Here is a 14,181-nt window from a genome sequence, read left to right as displayed (position 1 = left end):
GAAGAACAACCTAACATTATCAAGAAAATCGGGAGTAATAAATATGATATTTTCATAATTCGAAATTTTTAGTAATATGTGCTGTAACGGGTTTGTATAATAATCGTGGCGCTTGGCGCAGCGTGCGGCTTGAAGCAGCGACAGTTCTTCAGTTCTCTTGTTAGTTCCAATTATTCGGAGCTGCGTGAGACTCAGAAAGGCAAGCTTCCTCGATTTTTCAGAAACCAAGATAGTCAATTATTTGTAGTAAATACAGTACTTTGCTGCCCAAAAGCCATGATAATTATACATTGTTACTTTTTGTGCGAGACACGATCCAACCGATTTACTAGAACCAGAGTTCTCAGAATTGAATTTCCGAATTGAAACAAAAGAGTAAGAATAATTACATCAGAAGTTGAATTGACAGTTTAGAATTTAGATAACCAAATTGTAAATTTTGAAAACGTTTCAAATTGAATCAGATAGGAGAGTGGTTCGCTCATTCGAGGATTAGCTTTTTCCTAAGTTTGGAGTTCGGAAAGGAAATCAGATGATTTTTTTTCCGAGCGATTAAAAGTAACGGGTTTGAATATGAATCGTGGCGCCTGGCGAAGCGTGCGGCTTGAAGCAGCTCAACCATCAATCGCTCTTTTCGGCTCAATTCTCCGAAGCTGCGTGAGACTCAGAAGGGCAAGCGTGTTCGGATTGTTCCGACGAATCATATTTTGATTAAAAGTAGGAATTTCAATTCAATTTCCCACTAAGCCATGATTGCATATTCGTTGTTGTAAAACGTTTTTCCCGCTACTATTTGGGTTTCTTTATATAAATTTCATCATCGCCATCTGGTAATTCTCGCTTTTTATTCCTATCCCAAAATCGGAAAAGTAAAGCTATTAGAAAAGAGCCAGCAAGACCAAATAAGAAACCAATTATTCTGTCGGTCCAAATTCTTTTCCTCGCGTTGTCTTCTTGAATTTGAAATAACGCATCCACGTTTTCTTTATTCATTCCGACAACCTTTTCGAGTTTTTTATTCTCATTTTTTAATTCGGACAGAACTTTATTTTGTTCTTTGAGATTGGTCTTTTGATTTTCTATAAATCGACTTAAACTTTCTAAATCAGATGTTATTTTATCTAAATTTTCAATTCGGTCATTGATTTCAATATCAGTTTTTTTACCAAAATTCTCTTGATATGCTCCCGATACGATAATCAATATGGCAAATCCTGCTATTGTTGTCGAAATGAAACCAGTCCATAAATTTAACGTACTTTTTTTTTCACTTTGTATTTTTCGATACGAAAGCGTTTCAGAGTCGTAATAGTATTTTACTTTACTCATTTATTATCGTTTGGTCTTAAATGTTTTACAACGGGTTTGAATATGAATCGTGGCGCCTGGTGAAGCGTGCGGCTTGAAGCAGCTCAGCCATCAATCGCTCGTTTCGGCTCAATGCTACGAAGCTGCGTGAGACTCAGAAGGGCAAGCGAGTTCGGATTGTTCCGATGAATCATATTTTAATTAAAAGTAGGAATTTAAAATCAATTTCCCACTAAGCCATGTTTGCATATTCGTTGTTGTGCTTAGTGCTTCCTTACAGTAAGTCTAATTATTTTTAATCTTTTAGAGATGAAGCTAAACCAAAACCTGAAATAAATCGGGCTTATCATTCAGATATTCTCCAAAGAACTTTTTGGTTTTCATTTTTTGAATTAATTCTCCTAAATCTTGAGGGTTTAGTAATTCTAAACCAACTATGGCAGGACCAGAATTTCTGTTGTGTTTTTTAGAATATTCAAAATGTGTGATGTTGTCATTTGGTCCTAATATATCGTTCAAGAACTCTCGCAATGCGCCCGCTCTTTGGGGAAATTTGATAATGAAATAATGTTTATGTCCAGAATAAAGCAAAGCACGTTCTTTTATTTCCTCCGTTCGAGTAATATCATTATTAGAACCACTGACTAAGCAAACCACATTTTTACCTCTTATCTCATCTAAAAACTGATCTAAAACAGCTGTGGTTAATGCTCCTGCTGGCTCAACTACAATGGCGTTTTTATTGTATAAATCTAAAATAGTTTGACACACTTTTCCTTCGTGAACCGTTACCATTTCATCCAAGTTATTTTTGCAAATTTCAAAGTTTAAATCGCCCACTTTTTGCACAGATGCTCCGTCAATAAATTTATCTATGTTTTCTATTTTAGTATTAAATCCATTTTTTAAAGAAATAGACATTGAAGGCGCGCCTATCGGTTCTACACCAATAATTTTGGTATTGGGAGAAAGTTCTTTAAAAACACTAGAAACACCAGCAGCCAAACCACCTCCGCCAACAGGCAAAAACAAATAATCTATTGGTTTTTTGCTTTGGGCTAATATTTCTAAAGCGATGGTTGCTTGTCCTTCTATCACTTTTATATCGTGAAAAGGATGAACAAATGACATCTTTTTTTCTGTACAATAATGCATAGCAGCTTCGTACGCATCATCATAAGTGTCGCCAGTTAAAATAAGTTCTACGTAGTCTCCTCCAAACATTTTTACTTGTTCTATTTTTTGATTTGGTGTAGGTGTAGGCATAAAAATTATGCCTTTGATTTGTTTTAGCTTACACGAGTAAGCAACACCTTGAGCGTGATTGCCAGCACTTGCGCAAACTACGCCTTGGTTTAATTCTAACGCAGTTAATGATGAAATTTTATGATAAGCACCTCTTATTTTGTACGAACGCACTTCTTGTAAGTCTTCTCGTTTAAATAGAATATTTGCATCAAATTTTTCAGACAAAAATAAATTTTTTTGCAAAGGCGTTTCCAAAACAATATCCCTCAAAAGCGTTGCTGCTTTTTTCACATTATTTAAATTAATATATTGGGTTTGTGTTGTCATTAATTTAAGTTTTGCATAGCTTTCATAGAAGTTCTCAAAGTCGCACCAATTTTTTCTATGGGATGGTTTCTCAAGACTTGATTTATGGCTATCAATTTTTTATTATCTACCTCATTGTCTGTTGAAAATGGTTTGCCAATTAAGTTTGTATCAATATTTTTCATAAAATCGGCTAACAAAGGTTTGCATGCGTGATCAAATAAATAACAGCCATATTCCGCAGTATCAGAAATAACTCTGTTCATTTCATACAGTTTTTTTCTTGCAATTGTGTTGGCAATTAATGGTGCTTCGTGCAGTGATTCGTAATACGCAGATTCTGGTTTTATTCCTGAATCTGTCATTGTTTCGTAAGCCAATTCTACTCCTGCTTTTAAGAATGCAGCCAATAAAGTTCCATTATCAAAATATTCTTGCTCACTAATAAATTCGTCAGTAGCTTTGGTTTGTTCAAAAACGGTTTCGCCTGTTGCTTTTCGCCAGTTCAACAAATCTTTGTCGTTATTTACCCAATCTTTCATCATTCCTTTAGAAAATTCGCCAGACATAATATCATCCATATGATTCTGGAATAAAGGCGTCATAATGGCTTTTATTTCCTCTGCCAATTCGTAAGCTTTTACTTTTGCTGGGTTACTAAGTCTGTCCATCATATTGGTTAAACCTCCGTGTTTTAAGGCTTCTGTTAAAGTTTCCCAACCGTTTTGAACTAGTTTTGCAGCATAATTTTTATCTAAATCTTTTTCAAGCATCTTGTCAAAACATAAAATAGATGCAGATTGTAATACACCACAAAGTATGGTTTGTTCGCCCATTAAATCCGATTTTACTTCGGCTACAAAAGAAGAATGCAACACACCAGCTTTATCGCCACCTGTGGCAACCGCATAGGCTTTTGCTAATTCTAATCCTACCTTTTTCGGGTCATTTTCTGGATGAACTGCAATTAATGTAGGTACGCCAAAACCTCTTTTGTATTCTTCCCTTAATTCTGAACCTGGCGATTTTGGAGCCATCATTATTACCGTTAAATCTTCTCTTACTTTCATTCCTTCTTCCACAATATTGAACCCATGAGAATACGATAAAGTCGCCCCTTTTTTCATCAAAGGCATTACTTTACTAACCACGTCTGTATGTTGCTTGTCGGGAGTTAGATTTATAACCAAATCTGCTGTAGGAATCATTTCTCCATATATACCCACTTTAAATTGGTTTTCGTTGGCATTTTTAAAAGATTGTCTTTGCTCTTTTATGGCACTTTCCCTCAAGGTGTAAGAAACATCCAATCCAGAATCTCTCATATTTAGGCCTTGGTTTAAGCCCTGTGCTCCACAACCTATAATGACAATCTTTTTTCCTCTTAAAGCATTTACGCCGTTTTTAAATTCTGAGTTATCCATAAAGTCACATTTACCTAATTGTGACAGTTGCTCTCTTAATGATAAGGTATTGAAATAATTTTTCATTTTGTTTTTTACTTTTTTAATAATTCTTCTAATGACTCTACGATTGATGACAATGTTTTCATTGGTTTGGTAATGGCTACTCTTCCAGAACGAACAAACTCTAAGATTCCGAAAGGTTTTAAATCATCAAATAACTGTTGTGTTTCCTCCTTGTGTCCCGTTTTTTCTATGACGGTAAATTCTGTTTCAACAGATAAAACTCGGGCATTGTGAAAACGAACTATTTTTTCTGCATTACCACCTGAAGCTAAAACACCTGTTTTCACCTTGTAAAGAGCTATTTCTTGATGTACAATTTCAGCATCAGGATGAAAAACGGCCTTAACTACTTCTACTTGTTTTTCCAGTTGCCCAACTACTTTTTTAACTTGGTCTTCCGTTTCTGTAAGCACTATGGTATATCTATAAATTCCTTTGATTTCACTTTCAGAAGCGGCAATGCTCTCTACATTTATTTTTCTTCTTGTGAAAATAATGGACACTCTATTGAGTATTCCCACTACATCTTCTGTAAATACGGATATTGTAAATCTTGTCTTTTCCATTAGTTTTATTTTAATCTTATTTCTGAAACAGAAGCACCAGTCGCTATCATAGGAAACACATTGTTTTCTTTTCCAACCATTACTTCTAGAAAATAGGAACCCTCGTGTGCCAACATTTCTTTTACTGCATCCTCTAAATTTTCTCTTTTTTCTACCTTTTTCGTTTTAATGCCGTAGCCTTTTACAATGGTTTGAAAATCCGGATTAACCATTGTGGTTGCCGCGTATCTTTTTTCAAAAAACAACTCTTGCCATTGTCTTACCATTCCTAAAAACTCATTGTTTAATACCACAATTTTTACAGCTGTTTTAAATTGAAAAATGGTGCCTAATTCTTGAATGGTCATTTGAAAACCTCCATCACCAATAATTCCAATAACTTGTGCATCTGGTCTACCCATTTTTGCACCAATGGCAGCAGGCAGACAAAACCCCATAGTTCCCAATCCTCCTGAAGTAATTGAGGAACGAGTTTGCTTAAATTTAGCGTATCGACAAGCTATCATTTGGTGCTGCCCAACATCTGTAACAATGATGTTATTTTGATTAGAATGAAGGTTTATTTTGTTCATCACTTCGCCCATAGTCATTAATTCTGACGTAGGATTTAGTTCTTCATCTATCACTTCATTAAACTCTTCTTTTTCTAAATCTCTGAATTTTTCTAACCAGTTTTTGTGTTCGTTTTCATTAATCATTTCTGTTAATGCTTTTAAACTTTCTTTGGCATTTCCCAAAATGGCAACATCTGTTTTTACATTTTTATCTATTTCCGCAGGGTCAATTTCCAAATGAATCACTTTTGCTTGCTTGGCATATCGACTTAAATCGCCAGTAACTCTATCGTCAAAACGCATTCCGACAGCTATTAACAAATCGCATTCGTTGGTTAGTTTATTTGGCGCATAATTGCCGTGCATTCCTAACATTCCAACATTTAAATAATGGTCAGAATCTAATGCCGATAACCCCATTATGGTCCACGCCGAAGGCAAACCCGCTTTTTCTATAAAAGCTTTAAATTCATTTTCTGCTTCTGCTAAAAGGACGCCTTGACCGAACACTACAAAAGGTTTTTTGGCTGCATTAATTAAAGATGCGGCTTCAGCTACTTTCGTTAAACTCAATTGCGGCGTAGGCACGTAACTTCTCATTCCTTTAAAAGGTTGATAATCAAAATCAAGTGTTCCAAATTGAGCGTCTTTGGTAATATCAATTAAAACAGGACCTGGTCTGCCGGTTCTAGCTATATAAAAGGCTTTGGCCAAGGCAAAAGGAATTTCTTCTGCTCGGGTTACTTGAAAATTCCACTTGGTAACTGGCATAGAAATACCAATAATATCTGTTTCTTGAAAAGCATCAGTGCCTAATAAATGGCTTGCCACTTGCCCTGTAATGCACACCAAGGGTGTAGAATCTATTTGTGCGTCTGCAATTCCAGTAATTAAATTAGTCGCGCCAGGACCAGAAGTTGCTAAACAAACCCCAACTTTTCCTGTTGCTCTAGCAAATCCTTGTGCAGCGTGAGTTGCGCCTTGTTCGTGTCTGGTTAAAATGTGTGTTAATTTATCTTCCACATCATAAAGTGCGTCGTAAACTGGCATAATAGCGCCACCCGGATATCCAAATATTAAATCTACACCTTCTGCTATTAATGAGTGAACAACCGCTTGCGAACCTGTCATCAAGCGTTGCTTAACTTTTGTTTTTTTTGTTAAAGTTTCCATTTTATTATGGTTTTAATTTTTAATTAAAATTCATCTGTTACACAGCCTTTTGAGGCACACGAAACGGTTCTTGCATATTTATAAAGCACCCCTTTTTTATATTTTAACTCGGGTTGTTTCCATTTTGCTTTTCGCTTTTTAATTTCTTCTTCGGAAATATTAAAATCAATGGTGTTTTTGATAGCATCAATAGTAATTTTATCTCCGTTTTTCACAAAAGCGATTGGTCCACCTACTTGTGCTTCTGGCGAAATATGCCCTACCACAAAGCCGTGTGTTCCTCCAGAAAATCTTCCATCTGTAATTAAAGCAACATCATTTCCTAAACCTGCTCCTATAATAGCGGCAGTTGGTTTTAGCATTTCTGGCATTCCTGGTCCACCTTTTGGACCTTCATATCTTATAACCACAACATCTCCTTTTACTACTTTTCCATCTCTAATACCATCATTGGCTTCATATTCAGAGTCAAATACTTTGGCAGTTCCAGTAAATTGTAACCCTTCTTTCCCTGTAATTTTTGCAACAGATCCTTTAGGGGCTAAATTTCCTTTTAGGATTCGCAAATGCCCGGTTTTTTTTATCGGGTTTTCTAGTGGTTTTATAATTTCTTGACCAGCTACTAAATCAGGAACATTTTCAAGATTTTGGGCTAAAGTTTTTCCAGTTACAGTTAAGCAATCTCCGTGTAACAGGCCGCTTTTCAATAAATATTTTAAAACAGCTGGAATACCACCGATGTTATGAACATCTTCCATCAAAAATTGACCACTTGGTTTTAAGTCGGCCAAAAAAGGTGTGGTGTCTGCTATTCTTTGAAAATCATCTAAGGTAAATTCTACTTCGGCAGTTCTGGCAATAGCCAAAAAGTGCAAAACGGCATTGGTAGAACCTCCCATTATGGTTACTAATCTTATGGCATTCTCTAATGCTTTTTTGGTGACAATATCTTTTGGTTTAATGTCCTTTTCAAGCAATAAACGAATCGCTTCACCCGCTTTTATGCTTTCTAGTTTTTTCTCTTTTCCCAATGCCGGGTTTGACGAGTTGTAAGGCAAAGACATTCCCAAAGCTTCAATAGCAGATGCCATGGTATTTGCCGTGTACATTCCACCACAAGCACCTGCTCCAGGACAAGCTTTTTCTATTACATTTTGATATTCTTCATCATCCATTTTGCCTGCTACTTTTTGTCCCCAAGCTTCAAAAGCAGAAACTACATCCAGTTTTTTACCTTTATGACAACCAGATGCAATGGTGCCTCCGTAAACCAAAACGCCAGGTCGATTGGTTCTGAGCATTGCCATTAAAGCACCCGGCATATTTTTATCACAACCAACTACCGTAACTAAAGCGTCATATGACATTCCTTCCACCACAGTTTCCATAGAATCTGCAATGACATCTCTTGATGGCAAAGAATATCTCATTCCGGGTGTTCCCATAGAAATACCGTCACTCACGCCTATGGTGTTGTAGATTAACCCTACTAAATTTGCATTTTTTGTTCCCTGTTTTACTTCAAGAGCCAAATCGTTTAAGTGCATATTGCACGGATTACCTTCATAACCTGTGCTAGCAATTCCAACAAAAGCTTTTTTGAAATCTTCTTTGGTTAAACCAATGGCGTACAACATTGCTTTTGCTGCTGGTTGCGAATCGTCTTGTGTTACTCGTTTACTATATTTATTTAATTCCATTTTTATGTTTTTAAAAGCTTATTGCTTATTTTGTATGCACGCAGTTTTGATAAGCTTTTGCCAATTGATAGCCCATTGTTTTTTCCCAAGGCAAATTGAAACTATGATTATCAAGACTACCCACTGCGGCAACTTCTGCTGCCGTTCCAGTAAAAAAAGCGCCATCTGCTTGATATACTTCTTCTACTTTAAAAAACTTTTCAACGACTTCAAAACCTAAATCTTCAGCTAATTCAAAAATGGTTTGTCGCGTTATTCCGGAAAGAATATTACCAAGTGGAGCAGTACATAATTTACCGTCTTTTTCAAAAAAGAAATTGGCTCCAGGTCCTTCGGCTACATTTTCGTTCATGTCTAATAGTAAAGCTTCATCAAACCCTTTTTGCTTAGCCTCTGTGGTTGCCAATATGGAATTGGTATAATGTCCGCTTACTTTTGCTTCTACAAAACAAGATTTCGGATTAGGTCTTTGAAAAGAAGAAGTCATTAGTTTGAGTTGCGTATCACCTAAATATCTTCCCCATTCCCATGCACAAAGCATTACGTGAACATCTTCTGTTGGCTGAAGTGCCATATTTTCACCCAAATAAACTAATGGGCGGATATAAGCATCTACCAAGTTGTTTCTTTCCAGTAATTCATAGCTTAAATCAGTTAATTCCTCCACTGAATACTTAAGTTTGATGTGCATTTTTTCTGCTGAATAATGTAATCGTTTAAAATGTTCTTTGGCTTTAAAAACACTAACGCCTTTGTCTGTTTTATAAGATCGAATACCTTCAAAAACACCAGCTCCATAATGTAGTGTTTGGCTGTATAAATTGGTTTTTCCATCTTGTGCATTTACCCACTCTCCATCTAAAAATAATAAGGTTTCTTTGTTGAAATACATTGTTGTTTTTTAATTATTTATTTATATTCAAAAAAAAATCCCTTCTCGTTGAATGAGAAGGGATTTTGTATAATATCAATACAGTTACTTTCTCACCTAAAGGGTAAAATAATAATGCTAATAATAATGTTGGTTATTACATTAGTTATCATATTGATTGTATTTAAGTTTTTAGTTTTCATAGTTTATTAAATAAAAAAAGCCATCCTATTAGGATGGCTATAAGTATATTAAATTATAGACATCCTTATCTTTCGTGATTAATAATCACGATTTCAATAATAGATGCTATAATATTTCTGTTTTTCATTGAGGTGTCAAATGTAAACATTCTTTTAATAAAACCTAATAAGAAAATTTTATTTTGGTTTTATCTGCTCAATATCTATGAAAATGATGTGGTAATATTTTTTGCTATTTTACATTAAGCACAACGGGTTTGTATAATAATCGTGGCGTTTGGCGCAGCGTGCGGCTTGAAGCAGCGACAGTTTTTCTATTTTCGGTTTAGTTCCCATTATTCGGAGCTGCGTGAGACTCAGAAAGGCAAGCTTCCTCGATTTATCAGAAACCAAGATAGTTAATTATTTGTAGTAAACATAGTACTTTGCAGCTCAAAAGCCATGATTATTATACATTGTTAGCCTTTCGTTATTTTATTTATTTTTTGTCAAAATTTGCAAGTCTTTTTGTAATTCTTTTGCTTTAACTAGACAATTTTTTGTAAGCTCAAATTTCCAAACATAATTCACTTTCGTTGATTCAATAATACTTAAGAGTTTTTTGTCATTTACTATACTTGAATAATCATTAGGGAAAGCTCTTGAGTTTCTTCCGTAATACAAAAAGTTTTCTATCAAGTAAGGTTTTATATATGTATGATGCGCGTTATTTATAAATTCTTTCTCAATAGTTTTTAATTCATTAGAATGTAAATCATAATAATTAATTACTTTAAACCTTAAAGAGTCATTTATTATTTTGTTTAATCCACTAGATTTTAAACTTTCGTAAGCAGAACTGTTATTGAGAAAATTAGTGAAGCCTGCAAGTTTGCCAAAATGTTTTGCTAGAGAATCGTGATATTTTTGAGTTTTAGTCAAATTATTGATAATAACATCGAAGCTAATAATCACAAGCGAGTCTGTTTTGATGTTATTTTCTAAATCAATAATATCACTTTTAAGGTTGTTTTTAAGTTCCTTTAATGATGATAATTCTGCTTTTTTTGCATTTGTTCTATCATTCCAATTATTAATTGAAAGAGCAATCAATATTCCAATCACCACAAGTATGATTTCACCAATGGCATAAAGCAGATATTTGCTGTATTTATTATCAGTCAACATTTTTTGTCTAATTTTTCTAAAGAATTTAATCATTTGGTTAGTGGTTGGTCATAATGAAGGCTAAACGGTGTTAGCCTTTCGTTATTCTTCTAATTCTTGTTCAATCAATTCAAGTGTAAATTCAATACTATTTTTTGTTGGAATCATTCCTAGATTAATTAATATTTTCCCAATGTTCTTTGTTGTTTTCATTGCAAATAAATATTTATTGTCAGACTTAAACCTATCAATATCGTTTATTGTTATTAGCTGCGACCAAGTTATTTCACTTAAGTGTTCCGATGATTTCCCAAACATTCCCATTTGGTTTTCTGCATAAATGTCATCAAACTTTCTATATAGGGGATATACTATATTATATAAATTCGAAATTTGGTTTCTTAAAGAGTCATTTTGTATACGCCTCAACCCAATTTGTTTTAACGTTTCATAAGGACCGTCATTAGCTCCAAAATATGTTCCTTGATACGAATCTGCCAAAGACTTTGCGATTGTATCTTGGTATTCTTTATCGCTTTGAATCCAATTTATGATCAATTGTTGATTCGTTAATATTTCTTGTTGCCTTTCGATATTACTAGTGACATCTTTAAGGTCACTAATTAAACCAATTTTTATTTCCTTAAGTAAATTCTTCTGAAGAATATTATCTTTCTTAATTTCATTCCATTTATTTACCTGAAAGGCAAGTAGTATTCCAATCATCACTAATAATATTTCGCCAATAGCATAAAGTAAATACTTACTGAATTTATTTTCAGTCAGCATTTTTTGTCGAATTTTCCGAAAGAATTTTATCATTAGGGGTTAGTTTCTCTAAAGGTAAACTAATAAAGTAGAATACGAGAACTCGAATAATGAAGGCTAACGGGTTTGTATAATAATCGTGGCGCTTGGCGCAGCGTGCGGCTTGAAGCAGCGACAGTTATTCTGTTCTTCGTTTAGTTCCAATTTTTCGGAGCTGCGTGAGACTCAGAAAGGCAAGCTTCTTCGATTTTTCAGAAACCAATATAGTCAATTATTTGTAGTAAACACAGTACTTTGCAGCCCAAAAGCCATGATTATTATACGTGGTTGTGCTTAGTGCATTCACATTATTGGATTCCGCATAGATGTTTTGCCGTTAGACGCTTTTCCTGTTTTGTGACAATATTTTTCAGGAAAATCCTCATTCCCATATTCATTCCATATTTTCCATGATTCTCTGTTCATTGGTTGTTTAGGATTGAATTTTATCTTTTTGCCAGACCTTATGCAAAATCCGTGTTCAATTCCTCTTTCTGGTCTAATTTCCGCTTTTGAGCCTAATTCCAATTCTTCTGGAAAATCATTGAGTCTTTTATTTTCAGATTTTTCATTTTTTGAAAATCCGTAAAACTTATCCGTTGAATCAAATAGAATGTCTGATTTTATATAGATTTTACCTAAGTTGATAATCATTTTTTTAGTCTCAAAAACTGGTCTTTTGATAAAAACAACTTCGCTGTTTTCTGCAATTTCCATACATTCATTCCACGCATCGTTATCAGCAGATTGTTTGAACCTATCTAAAATACTTTGCTGAGAATAAACTCCAAACTCAATATTATTTTTAAATGAATAATCGTAAAGATTTATCGAAGTTATAACACCTTGTTTTTCATTTCCGTAATATTTAGCGTGTAAATTCGGAACGTAAATTATACTGACATTCAGAAACTTTTTGAAATAGTCAAAATCAGCTTTGCTCATACTTTTTCGGACTGCTTTTTCATTCTTTCCGAATACTAAAGTCAAATGTATTTTTGGATTATTTTCGTGTTTATCAAAAAGTTCTTTAAAATAGTCATCGAGCTTTATAAAAGGTGAAACTATAAGTAATCTACTTTCTGTTTCCCAAATTGTATTGTAAATGGCATCTTCTAATTCTTTGCCAGTAATAAATTTACTCATTTATCGTAATGTTTGTTTTTCGGGCATTAAGCACAACGGGTTTGTATAATGTTTGTTGCGCTTGGCGCAGCGTGCGGCTTGAAGCAGCGACAGTTTCCAATTCTATTCTTAGTTCCAATTGTTCGGAGCTGCGTGAGACTCAGAAAGGCAAGCGAGTTCGATTTTATCAGAAACCAATATAGTTAATTATTTGCAATGAACATTATTTGAAAATCCGATAGAGCCATGATTTCATATTCGTTGTTGTAGCCAGTTATTTAACTTGTCTTTTCTCTTTTCAAAAGGCATCCTCCTATTCATTGAATATTGTGAATTTGGGTCACTTCCCTCCAGTTTCTCTTCTTCTTCGTGCCATCCTTTATTTTCCTCAAAAAATTCAAAAGCTTCTTTCCATTTATCTTGCAATATGTAGAAATCGACAATTTTTTCAAGATTAGCTATTGGGTATTTTTTTAGCTTAGTGATTGCTGAATCGAGTGAGGTATAATTTTGAAAAAAGGTAAATCCAGCTACTTTAGTGTTTTCCACAACCTTCTCCATTAGTTTGATATTATCGTATTTGACTAAATCATACCAACCTAAATCATAGTACTCTTTGTCCCAACCATCAATATAATCTACTCTTGTACCGTCAACAGCATTCCCCCAATTCTCGTTAAGTTGATAATATTGAGTTTCCCATTTTCGATATTTAGGTGAGAATGAATTAATAGATATATCGAACTTAACAGTTCTTTTTCCTTCGTTGTACTTTCGACCACGCCAACCTAAATGAAAATCAAAAAACTCTCCTCTTTTCTTGAACTCCCGTTTTGATTTCAAGTATTTAAATCCTTCAGGTTCTAGAATAGCAGCTAAAAAATCAACCAAAAGTTTATCTATTCTTGCCCCAGGTTTGAGGTCATCATAAAGGTGAATGGGTTTCTTTTTGAATAGGTTAGATTTCATTTTGTTTAATTGGCTACAACGGGTTTGAATATGAATCGTGGCGCTTGGCGCAGCGTGCGGCTTGAAGCAGCTCAGCCATCAATCGCTCGTTTCGGCTCGATTCTCCGAGGCTGCGTGAGACTCAGAAGGGCAAGCGTGTTCAAATTATTCCGACGAATCATATTTTGATTAAAAGTAGGAATTTCAATTCAATTTCCCACTAAGCCATGATTGCATATTCGTTGTTGGCTGTAGTTTTTTATATTCAGTATATTTTTTCTATATGTTTTTAACAATAAGATTATTTATAGATTTATTAATGTCTACTATTTCATATTCACTATTTGATTTAAGCCTAATTTTTATATTACTATTTCCTAAAAGACGATGTTTAACTCCTTGTAAAATCAGTGTATTTTTTTCAATAGTTATTTTTTCCAGACTGATTGTCATTGGTTGTTTTTTTACATTTTTACTTTTCTTATCAAGTATAATATGATGGAAATATGTTGAGTTTTCAATTATTAAGATATTCTCATAAATTTTTAAATTTCCATTCCAATAATTCATTTTTAAAGTTTCAGTATCGCTTATTTTTAAATTACTATATTGTTCTATTAACTTCTCTTTAGATACTATTTCATTCAGTTTTCCATTATTCTTTATCGTATAAACTATTCCAATTATACCAATTATGAAAAGTAAAGAAAACATAAATATTGCTATTATAGTATTCATAAGTTATAATTCTAATTAA

General features: G+C 34.0%; 12 protein-coding genes. All 12 read right to left on the bottom strand.

Features of this window, described 5'->3' with window-relative positions:
• Positions 1-789 precede the first annotated feature (789 nt).
• Entirely contained in the window at positions 790-1,329 is a 540-nt protein-coding gene (locus BXY75_RS16825; protein ID WP_121908946.1) for a hypothetical protein, read from the bottom strand.
• Between the two features lie 294 nt (positions 1,330-1,623).
• Entirely contained in the window at positions 1,624-2,883 is a 1,260-nt protein-coding gene (ilvA, locus tag BXY75_RS16820) for a threonine ammonia-lyase IlvA (protein WP_121908945.1), read from the bottom strand.
• On the bottom strand, positions 2,883-4,352 hold the full coding sequence (gene ilvC / locus BXY75_RS16815) for a ketol-acid reductoisomerase (RefSeq protein WP_121908944.1): 1,470 nt from the start codon (positions 4,350-4,352) through the stop codon (positions 2,883-2,885). Before ilvC ends, ilvA begins: the two co-directional genes overlap by 1 nt.
• An 8-nt stretch (positions 4,353-4,360) precedes the next feature.
• On the bottom strand, positions 4,361-4,897 hold the full coding sequence (ilvN, locus tag BXY75_RS16810; RefSeq protein ID WP_121908943.1) for an acetolactate synthase small subunit: 537 nt from the start codon (positions 4,895-4,897) through the stop codon (positions 4,361-4,363).
• 5 nt (positions 4,898-4,902) lie between these two features.
• Complete coding sequence (gene ilvB / locus BXY75_RS16805; RefSeq protein ID WP_121908942.1) at positions 4,903-6,624, bottom strand: biosynthetic-type acetolactate synthase large subunit; 1,722 nt, start codon at positions 6,622-6,624, stop codon at positions 4,903-4,905.
• A gap of 23 nt (positions 6,625-6,647) precedes the next feature.
• Complete coding sequence (gene ilvD / locus BXY75_RS16800) at positions 6,648-8,324, bottom strand: dihydroxy-acid dehydratase (RefSeq protein WP_121908941.1); 1,677 nt, start codon at positions 8,322-8,324, stop codon at positions 6,648-6,650.
• 25 nt (positions 8,325-8,349) lie between these two features.
• Positions 8,350-9,216, bottom strand: coding sequence for a branched-chain amino acid transaminase (locus BXY75_RS16795; RefSeq protein ID WP_121908940.1), 867 nt, complete (start codon positions 9,214-9,216; stop codon positions 8,350-8,352).
• Between the two features lie 656 nt (positions 9,217-9,872).
• Positions 9,873-10,598: a DUF6090 family protein gene (locus BXY75_RS16790; RefSeq protein ID WP_121908939.1), complete on the bottom strand. Its 726-nt coding sequence runs from the start codon at positions 10,596-10,598 to the stop codon at positions 9,873-9,875.
• A 48-nt stretch (positions 10,599-10,646) separates the two neighbouring features.
• Entirely contained in the window at positions 10,647-11,366 is a 720-nt protein-coding gene (locus BXY75_RS16785) for a DUF6090 family protein (protein WP_121908938.1), read from the bottom strand.
• Positions 11,367-11,654: 288 nt separating this feature from the next.
• On the bottom strand, positions 11,655-12,497 hold the full coding sequence (locus BXY75_RS16780) for a phospholipase D family protein (protein ID WP_121908937.1): 843 nt from the start codon (positions 12,495-12,497) through the stop codon (positions 11,655-11,657).
• A 231-nt stretch (positions 12,498-12,728) separates the two neighbouring features.
• Positions 12,729-13,445 (bottom strand): hypothetical protein, encoded by a 717-nt coding sequence (locus tag BXY75_RS16775; RefSeq protein WP_121908936.1) that lies wholly within the window; start codon positions 13,443-13,445, stop codon positions 12,729-12,731.
• Between the two features lie 258 nt (positions 13,446-13,703).
• Entirely contained in the window at positions 13,704-14,162 is a 459-nt protein-coding gene (locus BXY75_RS16770; protein ID WP_121908935.1) for a hypothetical protein, read from the bottom strand.
• Between the last annotated feature and the right edge of the window lie 19 nt (positions 14,163-14,181).

Origin of the sequence: Ulvibacter antarcticus, assembly GCF_003688405.1 — a bacterium.
Taxonomy (GTDB): Bacteria; Bacteroidota; Bacteroidia; order Flavobacteriales; family Flavobacteriaceae; genus Ulvibacter; species Ulvibacter antarcticus.
Note: the sequence above shows the minus strand (reverse complement) of the source record. Positions and strands in the feature narration are given on the sequence as shown.

Bases quoted from the DNA above. Each gene is read 5' to 3' on its own strand.
- BXY75_RS16770 (WP_121908935.1), bottom strand. From the start codon at position 14,162: ATGAATACTATAATAGCAATATTTATGTTTTCTTTACTTTTCATAATT.
- ilvA (WP_121908945.1), bottom strand. From the start codon at position 2,883: ATGACAACACAAACCCAATATATTAATTTAAATAATGTGAAAAAAGCA.
- BXY75_RS16795 (WP_121908940.1), bottom strand. From the start codon at position 9,216: ATGTATTTCAACAAAGAAACCTTATTATTTTTAGATGGAGAGTGGGTA.
- BXY75_RS16825 (WP_121908946.1), bottom strand. From the start codon at position 1,329: ATGAGTAAAGTAAAATACTATTACGACTCTGAAACGCTTTCGTATCGA.
- ilvC (WP_121908944.1), bottom strand. From the start codon at position 4,352: ATGAAAAATTATTTCAATACCTTATCATTAAGAGAGCAACTGTCACAA.
- BXY75_RS16775 (WP_121908936.1), bottom strand. From the start codon at position 13,445: ATGAAATCTAACCTATTCAAAAAGAAACCCATTCACCTTTATGATGAC.
- BXY75_RS16780 (WP_121908937.1), bottom strand. From the start codon at position 12,497: ATGAGTAAATTTATTACTGGCAAAGAATTAGAAGATGCCATTTACAAT.
- ilvD (WP_121908941.1), bottom strand. From the start codon at position 8,324: ATGGAATTAAATAAATATAGTAAACGAGTAACACAAGACGATTCGCAA.
- BXY75_RS16790 (WP_121908939.1), bottom strand. From the start codon at position 10,598: ATGATTAAATTCTTTAGAAAAATTAGACAAAAAATGTTGACTGATAAT.
- BXY75_RS16785 (WP_121908938.1), bottom strand. From the start codon at position 11,366: ATGATAAAATTCTTTCGGAAAATTCGACAAAAAATGCTGACTGAAAAT.
- ilvB (WP_121908942.1), bottom strand. From the start codon at position 6,624: ATGGAAACTTTAACAAAAAAAACAAAAGTTAAGCAACGCTTGATGACA.
- ilvN (WP_121908943.1), bottom strand. From the start codon at position 4,897: ATGGAAAAGACAAGATTTACAATATCCGTATTTACAGAAGATGTAGTG.